The organism is Pseudomonas asiatica (assembly GCF_009932335.1).
Lineage (GTDB): Bacteria > Pseudomonadota > Gammaproteobacteria > Pseudomonadales > Pseudomonadaceae > Aquipseudomonas > Aquipseudomonas asiatica.
The window spans coordinates 1-13,783 of sequence record NZ_BLJF01000002.1; the positions used below are offsets into that span (position 1 = coordinate 1).

9 protein-coding genes and 3 rRNA genes are annotated in these 13,783 nt (G+C 59.7%); 6 read left to right on the top strand and 6 right to left on the bottom strand.

All coding sequences use genetic code 11. The features are described from left to right. The 3 genes from GYA95_RS19440 to rrf (GYA95_RS19450) form a co-directional block, all read left to right on the top strand. A 23S ribosomal RNA gene (locus tag GYA95_RS19440) occupies positions 1–1,234 on the top strand; the annotation flags it as partial. 131 nt (positions 1,235–1,365) lie between these two features. Further along, positions 1,366–1,481, top strand: a 5S ribosomal RNA gene (gene rrf, locus GYA95_RS19445). 109 nt (positions 1,482–1,590) lie between these two features. Then, a 5S ribosomal RNA gene (rrf, locus tag GYA95_RS19450) occupies positions 1,591–1,706 on the top strand. A 90-nt stretch (positions 1,707–1,796) separates the two neighbouring features. On the opposite strand, the gene GYA95_RS19455 is transcribed toward rrf (GYA95_RS19450), so the two are convergent. From GYA95_RS19455 to GYA95_RS19470, 4 genes are all read right to left on the bottom strand, one after another. Next, the gene (locus GYA95_RS19455) at positions 1,797–4,262 is read right to left on the bottom strand and encodes a TonB-dependent siderophore receptor (RefSeq protein WP_043935199.1); all 2,466 of its coding nucleotides are present in this window, start codon (positions 4,260–4,262) and stop codon (positions 1,797–1,799) included. 246 nt (positions 4,263–4,508) lie between these two features. After that, positions 4,509–5,465 (bottom strand): FecR family protein, encoded by a 957-nt coding sequence (locus tag GYA95_RS19460; protein WP_015268510.1) that lies wholly within the window; start codon positions 5,463–5,465, stop codon positions 4,509–4,511. Positions 5,466–5,469: 4 nt separating this feature from the next. Continuing rightward, positions 5,470–5,973, bottom strand: coding sequence for a sigma-70 family RNA polymerase sigma factor (locus GYA95_RS19465; RefSeq protein ID WP_015268511.1), 504 nt, complete (start codon positions 5,971–5,973; stop codon positions 5,470–5,472). Positions 5,974–6,080: 107 nt separating this feature from the next. Further along, positions 6,081–6,770 carry a GntR family transcriptional regulator gene (locus GYA95_RS19470; protein WP_015268512.1) on the bottom strand — a complete coding sequence of 230 codons (690 nt, stop codon included), beginning with the start codon at positions 6,768–6,770 and terminating at the stop codon, positions 6,081–6,083. A gap of 205 nt (positions 6,771–6,975) precedes the next feature. Between GYA95_RS19470 and lapG the strand changes: the two genes are divergently transcribed. Then, the gene (lapG, locus tag GYA95_RS19475) at positions 6,976–7,737 is read left to right on the top strand and encodes a cysteine protease LapG (protein WP_015268513.1); all 762 of its coding nucleotides are present in this window, start codon (positions 6,976–6,978) and stop codon (positions 7,735–7,737) included. A 10-nt stretch (positions 7,738–7,747) separates the two neighbouring features. Continuing rightward, positions 7,748–9,694, top strand: a complete 1,947-nt coding sequence (gene lapD, locus GYA95_RS19480; RefSeq protein ID WP_015268514.1) for a cyclic di-GMP receptor LapD — start codon at positions 7,748–7,750, stop codon at positions 9,692–9,694. A gap of 154 nt (positions 9,695–9,848) precedes the next feature. Here the strand turns inward: lapD and GYA95_RS19485 are convergent, their stop codons facing one another. Continuing rightward, complete coding sequence (locus GYA95_RS19485; protein WP_015268515.1) at positions 9,849–11,225, bottom strand: HlyD family type I secretion periplasmic adaptor subunit; 1,377 nt, start codon at positions 11,223–11,225, stop codon at positions 9,849–9,851. Then, positions 11,215–13,371, bottom strand: a complete 2,157-nt coding sequence (locus tag GYA95_RS19490) for a type I secretion system permease/ATPase (protein WP_015268516.1) — start codon at positions 13,369–13,371, stop codon at positions 11,215–11,217. The genes GYA95_RS19485 and GYA95_RS19490 overlap by 11 nt, the downstream gene beginning before the upstream one ends. Before the next feature lie 141 nt (positions 13,372–13,512). On the opposite strand from GYA95_RS19490, the gene GYA95_RS19495 reads away from it, so the two are divergent. After that, entirely contained in the window at positions 13,513–13,695 is a 183-nt protein-coding gene (locus tag GYA95_RS19495; protein ID WP_137188445.1) for a hypothetical protein, read from the top strand. Positions 13,696–13,783 lie beyond the last annotated feature (88 nt).

Here is a 13,783-nt window from a genome sequence, read left to right on the forward strand (position 1 = left end):
AACTAGGCAAAATGGCACCGTAACTTCGGGAGAAGGTGCGCCGGCGAGGGTGAAGGACTTGCTCCGTAAGCCCATGCCGGTCGAAGATACCAGGCCGCTGCGACTGTTTATTAAAAACACAGCACTCTGCAAACACGAAAGTGGACGTATAGGGTGTGACGCCTGCCCGGTGCCGGAAGGTTAATTGATGGGGTTAGCGCAAGCGAAGCTCTTGATCGAAGCCCCGGTAAACGGCGGCCGTAACTATAACGGTCCTAAGGTAGCGAAATTCCTTGTCGGGTAAGTTCCGACCTGCACGAATGGCGTAACGATGGCGGCGCTGTCTCCACCCGAGACTCAGTGAAATTGAAATCGCTGTGAAGATGCAGTGTATCCGCGGCTAGACGGAAAGACCCCGTGAACCTTTACTATAGCTTTGCACTGGACTTTGAATTTGCTTGTGTAGGATAGGTGGGAGGCTTTGAAGTGGGGACGCCAGTTCTCATGGAGCCATCCTTGAAATACCACCCTGGCAACTTTGAGGTTCTAACTCAGGTCCGTTATCCGGATCGAGGACAGTGTATGGTGGGTAGTTTGACTGGGGCGGTCTCCTCCCAAAGAGTAACGGAGGAGTACGAAGGTGCGCTCAGACCGGTCGGAAATCGGTCGTAGAGTATAAAGGCAAAAGCGCGCTTGACTGCGAGACAAACACGTCGAGCAGGTACGAAAGTAGGTCTTAGTGATCCGGTGGTTCTGTATGGAAGGGCCATCGCTCAACGGATAAAAGGTACTCCGGGGATAACAGGCTGATACCGCCCAAGAGTTCATATCGACGGCGGTGTTTGGCACCTCGATGTCGGCTCATCACATCCTGGGGCTGAAGCCGGTCCCAAGGGTATGGCTGTTCGCCATTTAAAGTGGTACGCGAGCTGGGTTTAGAACGTCGTGAGACAGTTCGGTCCCTATCTGCCGTGGACGTTTGAGATTTGAGAGGGGCTGCTCCTAGTACGAGAGGACCGGAGTGGACGAACCTCTGGTGTTCCGGTTGTCACGCCAGTGGCATTGCCGGGTAGCTATGTTCGGAAGAGATAACCGCTGAAAGCATCTAAGCGGGAAACTTGCCTCAAGATGAGATCTCACTGGGATCTTGAATCCCCTAAAGGGCCGTCGAAGACTACGACGTTGATAGGTTGGGTGTGTAAGCGCTGTGAGGCGTTGAGCTAACTAATACTAATTGCCCGTGAGGCTTGACCATATAACACCCAAGCAATTTGCTAGCGCAGATTGCGGTGGTGAAGACGAAACAACCGAAAGTTCGCAACATCACAAATATCGCATATCCGAATTCGCTGGGCTGTCCATCTGGACATTCTGGCAACAGAATTTCTTGACGACCATAGAGCATTGGAACCACCTGATCCCATCCCGAACTCAGCAGTGAAACGATGCATCGCCGATGGTAGTGTGGGGTTTCCCCATGTGAGAGTAGGTCATCGTCAAGATTCATTTCGCAAAACCCCTATCTGCACATGCAGGTAGGGGTTTTGTCTTTAAGTAGGAACTACAGAGATTCGCAGGTACGTCCGAGGGACGGGCCAGCACACAGAATTTCTTGACGACCATAGAGCATTGGAACCACCTGATCCCATCCCGAACTCAGCAGTGAAACGATGCATCGCCGATGGTAGTGTGGGGCTTCCCCATGTGAGAGTAGGACATCGTCAAGATTCAAATCCAAAGCCCCTGTCTGCGATGCAGACAGGGGCTTTGTCTTTCAGGGCCCAAAGACCCCAGGGCTTGTGTGCGTCGCAATCAGCTCAGAACTGATAGCTGACCGTGGCACTGACATTGCGCTCTTCACCCATGTAGCAGTAGTTCAAGCTGGCACACGAAGTGATGTAGCTTTCATTGGTAAGGTTGTTGGCGTTCAAGCGCACATCCATCCCCCGCAGCCCGACCTTGCCCAGGTCATAGCCGATCGAGGCGTCGAACAGGGTATAGGAGGGCACCTTCATACTGTTTTCCGCATCCACCCAGCTGTACCCCACATACCGCACCCCACCACCCAAGCGCATGCCATCCAGGGCCCCCTGGTGGAAGTTGTAGTCAGCCCAAAGCGAGAACATCTGTTTCGGTGCCTGGGTTGGCGAATTGCCCTTGTTATCCAGATTGCCGGACACCAGGCTGGGCATCGACTTTGCGTACTCGATATCGGTAAAGGTATAGCCGCCCAGCAGCTTCAAGCTGTCGGTCAGTTGCACATGGGCCTCCAGTTCAAGCCCTTGTGAGCGAACTTGCCCTACAGGGCGATAGAAGTCCTCGTCAGGCTGCTTCGAGGCCAGGTTCTCTTGCTCGATGCGGAACACCGATGCGGTGAACAGATTGTCGCTACCCGGCGGCTGATACTTGATGCCAGCCTCCCATTGAGTGCCTTCGGTCGGTGCCAGAGGGCGTCCTTCCTGGTCGGACACGGTATTGGGGTTGAACGACTCCGAGTAGCTGAAATAGGGCGCAATGCCGTTCTCGAACAGGTAGAGCACCCCTGCGCGGGTAGTGAACCTGGAGCGCTGGTCACTGACCTTTGTGTTGCTGTCGCGATTTTCCTCGGACACCTTCACCCAGTCCTGGCGCAGCCCCAACGAGAAGCGCCATTGGTCCAGCTCCACCAGGTCCTGCAGGTAAACGCCCGTTTGCTGCAAGCGCCGCTGGTAGCGGTTCTCGCCCAGCACCTGAAGGTTGCCGTTGCCGTACTGCGGGTTGCCTGCATCCAGCGGATCGACTGTGCCATAACGCCAGGCCACGTCAGCCTTGCGTCGCTGGTAGTCGGTGCCCAGCAGCAAGGTGTGTTTGGCGGCCCCGGTGAAGAATTCCGCCTGCAGCATGTTGTCGATGATGTACGAATGCAGGCGTTCGTCGCCGCCGGTATAGGCGCAGTTGAGGATATTGCTGTCGGCATCCGCCCAGCCGGCGGAATACACCTGGTCCATCGACACGTCGGAATCCTGATAGCGGAAGTTCTGGCGTGCCGTGAACACATCGTTGAAGCGATGCTCGAACTGATAGCTGAAGGACTGTTGGGTACGCTCGTAGTTGTCGATACCCGGCTCGCCTTCGAAGAAATGGTCCGAAAGGCGCAAGCCGTTGCGCTTGTGCAGCATGCCATCTGCGGGGTTACCGCCGTGATAGCCGCCGTTGGGGTCATGTTGCAGGTAGGCCTGCAGGGTCAGCGAAGTGTCTTCGCTGAAGTCGATGCTGACGGCCGGCGCGATGGCATAGCGTTCTTCCTTGTTGTGGTCGAACTGCGTGTCGGAAGCATCCGCCAGGCCTGTCAGGCGATAAGCGATACGCTTGTCGTCATCCACGGGGCCGCTGAAATCGAAACCCATGCCGCGCTGGCCTTGGGTACCGAGGGTGGCCTGGACTTGATGGTAGGGGGTGAACAGCGGCTTCTTGGTGGTCAGTGCCACCAGGCCTCCTGGCGAGCTACGGCCATACAGTACCGAAGACGGTCCCTTGAGGATATCGATGCGCTCCAGGAAGTACGGGTCCACCTGCATGGTGCTGTAGGTGCCGTTGTCTCCCATCGACTTGAGCCCGTCGACGTAGATGTTGTCTACCGAGCCGTCGTTGAAGCCACGCATGGCCACATAGTCATAACGATGGGTCGCCCCGTAGGGGTTGGTCAGTACCCCAGGTGTGTAGCGCATGGCTTGGGCAACCGTTTGTGAGCCTTGGTCGTCCATCTGCTGTCGGGTAACCACCGAGACCGATTGTGATGTCTCTACCAGCGGCATGCTGGTCTTGGTCGCCACCTGGCTGTGGGTAGCGTTGTAACCCTCCATGCTGCCCAATGCATTGCCAAGTGTGAAGCTACGGACATCGGTGTCTGGCAATGACAATGCAGCGCCTTGGGGTTGTACCTGCAGCACGTAGCTGCGGCCGTTCTGGTTAACGGCTCCCAGGCCGCTGCCATTTAGCAACTGGCGCAGTGCCTGATCGGTAGAGTACTGCCCCTGCAGACCATTCGACTGCAAGCCTTGGGTGAGCTGGGGTGTGCTCGACAGGGTGATGCCAGCCTGGCGGGCGAACTGGTTGAGCACATCATCCAACTGGCCGGCCGGGATCGCGTAGTGGTGGCTTACCTGGGCCGTTTCTGCTGCTATGGACAGTGGTGTGACGGCTGTCAGGCCCAAGGAGGTGCCAAACAGGGCAGCCCGGACTGCATTGCGTAAATATACTGAGTGCAAGACAGGTCGAAAATCATTCGCGTTAAATGTGCGCATATGCGCGGGAGCGGTAGGCATGAGGGGTCCGTTGAAGTGAGAGGGCAGGAGGTGTCGCTTACTGTCCTAGCCGGACCGACATTCAAAACCCGTCAAAAAAGTTATTGGGGCCGCCACGCGCCCCATCGCCGGCAAGCCAGCTCCCACAGGTATTGCATAGCCCTCAGGCCTTTTGCGATCTCTGTGGGAGCTGGCTTGCCGGCGATGGGCTGCATAGCAGCCCTGAACGCAAAAGCCGCCGTCAGTTCAGGCCAGCCCCTCCACGCGCACCCACCAGCGTGTACGTTGGCGAAGCCGTACGGGTAGCGTCCGTGGTATCAGCTGTAGCAGTTGCTCCGGGTCTTCGAGGCGAAATACACCCGACAGGCGCAAATCGGCAATGTCGTCGCTACAGCCCAGGTAACCATGGCGATAACGGCTGACCTGCGCAAGGAAGTCGAACAGGCGCATGTCCCGGGTGACGATCAGGCCTTCTGTCCAGGCCATCGCATCCATGTCCACCTGTTCGAGCTGGTGTGTGCCTAGCGCATCCAGGCGCCAGTTCTGGCCGCTTTCGATCCATTGCAGCTGGCCATTGTCAGGCCGGTGTATCGCCACCCTGCCATGGCTGACACTGACCTGCGTGCAGTCGCTGTCCTGACGTGCCACAAAGCGTCCTTCGAACCCTTCCAGTAACGCGTCACGAGTTTCTACAAGCAAGGAACGCTGCGGGTTGCAGGCAATCATCAATTCCCCCTGCTTCAGGCGGACCAGGCGCTGCTGGTCATTGAAGGCCAGGTCGACGGTACTGCGGGTGTTGAGTTGCATCTGCGAGCCATCGGGAAGCGCAAAGCTGCGTCGTTCGCCCGTGCCGGTGGCGTAGTCTGATGTCCAGGCGTTGACCGCATCGAGGTCTTTTCCCAGCCATGCCGCCGTCCCTACCATGGCAACGCCGCCAAGCAGTTTCAGCGCCTGCCGACGATGCAGGCGGCGCTGGCTGGTCTCCAGGGTTTGCAAAGCCAGCCCGGCACCGGGTATGGCACGCAGGTCGAGGTCCTGATGCAGGTGAATTACTCGTTGCCAAGCCTGCTCGTGTTCGTGGTGGGCAGTGCGCCATTGCCTGCACTCTTGTTGCAGGGCAGGGGCATGCCCGCTCTCGCGCAGCCTCAGCATCAACTGGATGGCCTGCTTGACTGCTGTTGCGCCGGGCTGTGAAGCGGTCATTACGTCAACACTCGTCGGCGTAGCGCAGCAAGTAGCAATGGTAGAGCGCGTCGGCGATATAGCGCTCCACGGTACGCACCGAGATCCCCATCTGGTCGGCGATCGCCTGGTGCTTCAGCCCCTCGCATTGGGCAAGCAGGAATGCACGACGTACTTTGGGCTTGAGGCCTTCGAGCATGCGCGCGATGCGCTCCAGCAATTCCAGCAGCAGCTCACGGGTTTCGGCCGAAGGGGCCTGCGCTTCCGGCAACTGTGCCAGTGCTTCGAGATAGGCCCTGTGCAGTTCCTCGCGCCGCCAGTGGTCGATCACGAGCCCACGCGCAACCGTTCTCAGGAAAGCCCGGGGTGTGTTCAGTTGCAGATGTTCGCGACGTTGCAACAGGCGTACGAAGGTGTCCTGAGCCAGGTCTGCGGCATCGGCGGCGTTGCCCAGCTTGCTGCGTAGCCAGGCATGCAACCAACCGTGGTGGTCACTGTAGAGCGTTTGCACGGAATCGTTGCTGGGCATGGGAGGGCGCTGCCACCAATGGACATGAATGATAATTAGTCTCATTGTTGACAAGGGCAGATCAATTTGCAACCTATTCGACCGCACCTTGATGCAGTCACTGCTCGCTAGCGGCTCCGTTGTGTATCCAGGTACTTGCGGATTACCCGCGATGCGTTATTCAGGTGCCGTTCCAGCACCGTTACTGCTTCATCCACCAGCTTGTCGCCAGCCGCATCCGCCAGTGCGTTGTGATCGTCCTGGGTGAGCTTGCCCAGGCCCATGGACGAAAGATGAAACCGCAGGAAGCGCTCTTCCTCGTTCAATTCGTCCTCGATCAGGCGCAGCAGCTTCTTGTTCGGCGCCTTGCTGTACAGCGACATGTGGAACAGGCGATTGAGGCGGCCGATTTCGGCGTGACGGGTTTCGTTTTCCAGTTGCTGGATATACCCGCGGGCACTGGCGATGTCGTTGGCATCGAGCAGCGGAATGGACTGGCGCAGTGCCTCGGTCTCAAGCAGCACGCGCAGGGCATAGGTGTCCACCGCATCCTCGCCGATCAGCGGCGCAACAACCGCCCCCTTGTGCATTTCCACTTTCAGCAGTGATTGCGCTTCCAGCTGGCGCAGGGCTTCGCGAACGGGCATGCGGCTTACACCGAACAAGGTAGCGAGCTCTTGTTGGCGGATGGCAGTACCAGGGGGCAAACGGCCATCAAGAATGGCACTACGCAGGCGTTCTTCGATCACGCCACGGGCCTGGTGCGGCAACAGCTGCTCGCTGGCCAGCACATTGCTCAATTTGATTTTCTCGGCCACGCGACGTCTGCCTCAACGATGACTAAAGTTGGATCCAATGAAGCTAGTAACAGCTCTTGGGGGTGTCAAACCTGTACACCTAATGGAGCAGGCGCCCCCAAAAGCGCGGCTATGGTGGATGAAGTCGAAGGGCAAAGGAAGCGGCCCACACAAGGTTATAACCAGAAAGTGTAGGTCGACTGACCGGCGGGTGCATGATTGCAGGATGCCATTGTCTTTTGCCGTTGCAGGCCGCACCATCGCTGCTTTCGACTGGCCTGAACAGGGCTTGGCAGTGGCGATATCCTGGATGCTCAAAACCGTTGTGCAACGTGTCGGCCTTGCTGCGCTGCTGGGCAGCCTGCTGCTGGGCGGGCTGTACGCGGATTGGGACTTTTCCCAGATCAGCCGCAAGTCGCAGGCCCTGTATGGCCCCTTGGGCGCCGGGCAGGGCCGTATCGATGCCTGGCAGAGCCTGATGGCTACGCAGAAGCAGGGTACGGAGCTTGAGCGATTGCAGGTGGTCAACCGCTTCTTCAACCAGCAATTGCGCTATGTAGAGGACATCGACCTGTGGCACGAGGTCGACTATTGGGCCACGCCGGTGCAGGCGCTGATCAAGGGTGCAGGGGACTGCGAGGACTACGCCATCGCCAAGTATTTCAGCCTGCGGCGCATGGGTATTCCCAGTGAAAAGCTGCGCATTACCTACGTAAAGGCGCTGCGGCAGAACCGGGCGCACATGGTCCTGACCTATTATTCAAGCCCACAGGCTCAACCATTGGTACTCGACAGCCTAATGGATGCCATCAAGCCGGCCAGCCAGCGTACCGACCTGCTGCCGGTGTACGCCTTCAATGGTGAGGGTTTGTGGCTGACGGGCGCCGCAGGCAACAAGAAGGTCGGCGATACCAAGCGGCTGTCACGCTGGCAGGATTTGCTGAAGAAAATGCAGGCCGAAGGGTTCCCGGCCGAGCCGGTTTACTGAAGGAGCACAGATGTCACTGTTCAAACAATTGCTGTTGGCCATTTGCCTCTTCCTGGTGGTCGCCTTCAGTGGCAGTTTCATGGTCAGCCTGGAAAGCTCGCGCAGCCAGTACGTCAACCAGTTGCGCTCGCACGCCCAGGATGCGGCGACAGCGCTGGCGCTGTCGCTGACGCCGAATATCGATGACCCGGCGATGGTCGAGCTGATGGTCAGTTCGATCTTTGACAGTGGTTATTACTCAAGTATCAAGGTTGTCGACCTAGGTTCCAATGCTGTGCTGGTAGAGCGCCACGCCGAGCCGGACCCCGGCGGTGTACCGCGCTGGTTCGTGGGCCTGATCGGCCTGGAAGCTGCCGGCGGCGACGCCATCGTCAGCCGTGGCTGGCAGCAGGCTGCGCGTGTTGAGGTGATCAGCCACCCGATGTTCGCCATTGCCAAGCTCTGGCAAAGCGCCCTGGGCAGCCTGGGTTGGCTGCTGCTGTGTGGCGCGGCCAGCGCCGTACTCGGCGCCTTGCTCCTGCGTCGCCAGTTGCGGCCGCTGGACTACATGGTCGAGCAGTCCCACGCCATTGCCCGCCGCGAATTCCTCAGCCTGCCTGAGTTGCCGCGCACACCGGAGCTGCGCCGGGTAGTGCAGGCGATGAACCAGATGGTCGAGAAGCTCAAGGCACTGTTCACCGAGCAGGCCGAGCGCAGCGAGCGGCTGCGTGCCGAGTCCTATCAGGACAGCCTGACCGGGCTCTCCAACCGCCGTTATTTCGAGATGCAGTTGAACACCCGGGTGAGCAACCTGGAAGAAGCGCGCGCCGGCTACCTGCTGTTGCTGCGGGTCCAGGGGCTGGCGGGGTTGAACGCCCGTCTTGGCGGCCAGCGTACCGACCAGTTGCTACAGGCTGTGGGTGAGCAGTTGCGTCGCACCTGTGCCAGCTACCCGGAAACCAACGACCTGATTTCCCGCAGCCGCGGGGGCGAGTTCGCCGTGTTGGCGCCGGGCATGGTGCATGAAGAGGCGGTACAGCTTGCCCAGGCCTTGGAAGCAACGCTGCACAGCCTGCACGAAACAGGCGCTAGTGATATAGACCCGGTGGCTTGTATCGGCCTGGCGCCGTTCAACCCCGGTGATTCACCACAGGCATTGCTGAAGCTTGCCGACGAGGCGCTGGCACGCGCCGAGAACCAGCCAACACCGGGTTGGGTATGCCTTGAACAAGGTGTGGCCGCAGTTGCTGCGGATAGTCAGCATGTCTGGCATGAGCGGCTGGACCAGGCATTCAATAATGGGCAATTTGAACTGTTCTTCCAGCCAGTCGTAGATTGCGCTTCTGTACAACGGGTACTGCACCACAAGGTGATTTCGCGTTTGCAGGATGGCCAGGGCGAGGCGCTGCCGGCAGGCCGCTTCCTGCCCTGGCTGGAGCGCTTCGGCTGGATGCCGCGGCTTGATGTGCTGGTGTTGGAGAAGGTGCTGGCGCACCTTCGAGGGCATGAACAGGTGTTGGCGCTGAACCTGTCCGCCGCCACCCTGGCCGACCCCAAGGCCCTGCAGCGTGTCTTCGAGCTTCTGGGCCAAAACACGGCGCTTGGTCCGCGGCTGGTTTTCGAAATTGGCGAGGAACAGTTGCCTGAGCAGGCGGTTCTGGAACAACTCACCCGGCGCCTGCACGCGCTTGGCTTCGGCTTGGCGCTGCAACGCTTTGGTGGGCGTTTCAGCATGATCGGCAACCTGGCGCACCTGGGCCTGGCATACCTGAAGATCGATGGCAGCTACATCCGCAACATTGACCAAGAGCAGCACAAGCGGCTGTTCATCGAAGCGGTCCAGCGTGCCGCACACAGTATCGACCTGCCGCTGATTGCCGAGCGGGTCGAGACGGAAGGTGAGCGGTTGGTGTTGCGGGAGATGGGTGTAGGCGGGATTCAGGGGCAGTTGGTTGGTGAGCCTGCCCCCTGGCGCTGAGGGTATGCGGTCCCTTGTAGGAGCGGCCTTGTGTCGCGAAAGGGCTGCACAGCGGCCCCAGGATTTCAGCAAAGACGCAAAAATCGCTGGGGCTGCTGTGCAGCCCTTTCGCGACACAAGGCTGCTCCTACAACGAACACGGTAGGAATGGCGGTCAACGCTCGCGCAACGCCTCCGAACGCGCCTTCATGATCGGCTTGAGCAGGTAGCTCATGATGGTCTTCTTGCCGGTCATGATATCGACCGTCGCCACCATCCCCGGAATGATCAGCAGCGGCTTCTCGTCAGTGCCCAGGTGGCTGCGGTCGGTGCGCAGCTTGATCAGGTAATAGGTGGTCTTCTTGTCTTCATCGGTGATGGTGTCGGCACCGATCTGCTCCAGCTTGGCCTTCAGCCCACCGTAGATGGTGTAGTCATAGGCCGTGAACTTGACCGTCGCTTCCTGACCAGGGTGCAGGAAGGCGATGTCCTTGGGCAGGATCTTCGCCTCGATAACCAGTGAGTCGTCCAGCGGCACGATTTCTATGATATCGCTGCCCGGCTGGATCACCCCGCCAATGGTATTCACCAGCAGTTGCTTGACGATACCGCGTACCGGCGAAGTAACCATGGTGCGGTGCACGCGATCATCCAGCGCCTTGCTGGTTGCCGTGGCTTTGTTCAGCTCTGTGCGCGCTTCGTTCAGCTGGGTCAGCGCTTCGCTACGGAATTTGCCACGGGTCTCTTCGATCTTGCTTTGCACCTCGCGAATGGCCGCCTCGGCACGCGGGATAGCCAGCGCTGTGGAGTCCAGCTGACCGCGGTTCTCCACCTCGGCACGACGCAGGCGCAGCACTTCAACCTGCGAGATTGCGCCGGTTGCCACCAGTGGCTCGGACATGCTGATCTCTTTACGCAACAGTTCCAGGCTGTTGGCGTACTGGGCGCGCTTTGAGCTGAACTCGCGCAGCTCCTGCTGGCGCTGGACCAGTTGTTGCTGCAAGCCACCAATCTCGTCCTGCAGTTGCTGGCGCCGGCTCTGGTACAGCGACTCTTCGCTTGCTGCCTGGCTTGGCGCGGCCTTGCGCAGTTCCTCATCGATCTTCAACGGGGTGTCGCCCACTTCGGCACTCAGGCGCTCGACGCGCAAAGCCATGGCCAGGCGGTCGGCCTCGGTTTCACCCACATTGGAGGCGAATCGGGTTTCATCCAGGCGCAGCAATGGCTGGCCCACTTCGACGATCTGCCCTTCCTTGGCGAAGATCTCGGCGACTATACCCCCCTCCAGGTTCTGAATCTTCTGCACCTTGGACGACGGAATGGCCTTGCCTTCACCCCGCGTAACTTCGTCGATGGGCGCGACGCTGGCCCACACGATCAGGAACACGAAGAACAGGATCACGCCCCAGATGGTCAGCCGCACGACTCGCGGCGCATCCTCGATCAGGGCCTTGTTGACCTCTGGCAGCGGCTGCCCGCCCAGTGAATCGGACCCTTTGAAATAGCGCCGCAGGCCTTCCTTGAACTGCCCTACATCCAGCTTATGCAACACTGATCTGCCCCTTCTTCAGCGCATCCATGACCGCGGCTTTCGGGCCGTCGGCGACAATCTGCCCGCGATCGATCACGATCAGTCGGTCCACCAGTGACAGCAGCGAGGCACGGTGAGTGACCAGCAGCATCGTCTTGCCTTCCACTACCGCCTGCAGCCGCTGCTTGAGGCGTTCTTCGCCGGTGTTGTCCATGGCGCTGGTCGGTTCGTCCAGCAGCAGGATCTGCGGGTTGAGCAACAGCGCGCGGCCCAGGGCGACGTTCTGTCGCTGGCCGCCGGACAGGTTCTGCCCGCGCTCACCCACCTGCAGCTCGTAGCCGTCCGGGTGCAACCGGGCGAATTCATGTACGCCTGCCAGTTCAGCAGCCTGCAGGATCAACTCATCCTCGATGTAGCGGGCCCCGCTGACCAGGTTATCGCGCAGGGTACCGGCCAGCAGCTGAATGTCCTGCGGCACGTAGCCGATGTTGTGGCGCAGTTCGCTGACGTCAATCTGGCGAATGTCCACGCCGTCGACCAGCAGCGAGCCGCTGTCGGCCTCGTACAGGCCGACGATGAGCTTGGCCAACGAGCTCTTGCCCGAGCCACTGCGGCCGATAATGCCCACCTTCTCGCCGGGGCGGATGGTGAGGTTGATGTTCTTCAGGGCCTGGTTCTGTTGGTTCGGATAGGTGAAATCGACCCCGCGGAACTCGACGCTGCCCTGCAGCACCTTGCGGCTCAGCGGGCGTTCTTCGAAGTTGCGCTCTTGCGGTAGTTCCATCATGTGGTCGGTGGAGACCATGGTCACCTTGGCTTGCTGATAGCGGGCGAGCAGGCCGTTGAGCTGGCCCAGCGGCCCGAGGGCGCGGCCGCTGAGCATGTAGCAGGCTACCAGGCCGCCCATGCTCAGGTTGCCGTCGATGATCAGGTATACGCCGACGCAGATCATTGCCACGCCTGCCAGTTGCTGGATCAGCAGGGTGATGTTCATCGCCAGGCTCGACAGCACTTTCACCCGCAGTTCCAGGCGGCTGAGGGTACCGAGGGTCTGCTCCCACATGTACTGGCGTTCGCTTTCGGCGTTGTTGACCTTTACCGCATCCAGGCCGGCAAGGGTCTCGATCAGGCTGGACTGGCGCTCCGAAGCCAGGGCCATGGTCCGTTCCATGGTCGCCATCAGTGGCCGTTGCAGTGCGTAGCCGATGCCCAGGGCCAGTGGGAAGGCGATAATCGGGATCCACACCAGGTGCCCGCCAATGATGGCGATGACAATCAGAATAAGGACGGTGAACGGCAGGTCGATCAGGCTGGTCAGGGTCAGCGAAGCGAGGAAGTCCCGCAGGCCCTGGAACTCATGAATGTTCTGGGCAAAGCTGCCGACCCTGGCAGGGCGGTACTTCATCGACATGCCGACGATACGTTCGAACAGCGTTGCCGAAATGATCAGGTCTGTCTTCTTGCCGGCCAGGTCCAGGCACAAGCCGCGCAGGCCCTTGAGGATCAGGTCGAAGATGTAGGCGCCGGCGATGCCGACGGCCAGTACCCAGAGGGTCGAGGTGGCCTGGTTGGGTACCACCCGGTCATATACGTTCATCACGAACAGTGGCGCGGCCAGGGCGATCAGGTTGATCACCAGGCTGGCGGCGATGGCGTCGATATACAGCCATTTGCTGCGCAGCAAGGTATCGCGGAACCACGACTTCGCCCGCGGGATGAGGTTGCCGTGGTTGACGTCGAACTTGTGCTGCGGCTGGGCAAAGAATACCCGACCACTGTAATCGCTCTGCAGGGCTTCGCGGCTGACATGCACCTCGCCGCCATCGCTCTCGCTGAGCAACAGGCGTGCGGTGTCTTCGTTCTCCCAGCCCAGCAGGACGGCGCTGCGGCCTTCCTTGAGCAGCAACATGGCTGGCATGGCGATGCTCGGGATCTGCTCCAGCTTACGCTGCAGCAGGCGCCCCTGCAGGCCGGCCCTGGCTGCAGCGCGGGGCAGCAACTCGGGGCTCAGGCGCTGGGCCGGCAACGGCAGACCGGTGGTCAGCATGACCCGGCTTGCAGGTTTCTGGTGCAGGACACACAGGCTCAACAGACTATCCAGCAGGGGATCGTCATGCTGACTGCGTGGATCGTGGCTGAGTTGGACTCGACTGACTTCGGATTCCACGCGGCGCTCTCTTCATCCTTGTGGTGGGTGGGGTGGGTGTGCCGCCGTTCAGGCTGGCTCACCCGTGCTGCCAGGCAGTGGTCATGAGGCTACGGCACCCTGGCGCTTGGGCAACCGGCTAATGGTCGCCTTGAATCGGTATTGAGTAAACAGTTCTGCGGTCTTCATTCCTGGCAGACGGTGCTGGGTGGTGGATGTTTCATTTTTGATCCAGTCAGCATCCAGATCGAATCAGTTTTCAGCATAGCCTGCCATCCAGCTGGCGACAGAGGTGTTGCGGTATCGCTCTGCACCATGGTCAAGAAACAGGCGCTGATTTGTTGACGAACTTGCGCGACTAATTAGGCAAAATTCATCTATTAGAAAAGCGTTCTCTGACAAACCTGGTCTATACAAACGGTGACGCTTTCTC

Bases quoted from the DNA above. Each gene is read 5' to 3' on its own strand.
- GYA95_RS19455 (WP_043935199.1), bottom strand. From the start codon at position 4,262: ATGCGCACATTTAACGCGAATGATTTTCGACCTGTCTTGCACTCAGTA.
- GYA95_RS19460 (WP_015268510.1), bottom strand. From the start codon at position 5,465: ATGACCGCTTCACAGCCCGGCGCAACAGCAGTCAAGCAGGCCATCCAG.
- GYA95_RS19465 (WP_015268511.1), bottom strand. From the start codon at position 5,973: ATGCCCAGCAACGATTCCGTGCAAACGCTCTACAGTGACCACCACGGT.
- lapG (WP_015268513.1), top strand. From the start codon at position 6,976: ATGCCATTGTCTTTTGCCGTTGCAGGCCGCACCATCGCTGCTTTCGAC.
- lapD (WP_015268514.1), top strand. From the start codon at position 7,748: ATGTCACTGTTCAAACAATTGCTGTTGGCCATTTGCCTCTTCCTGGTG.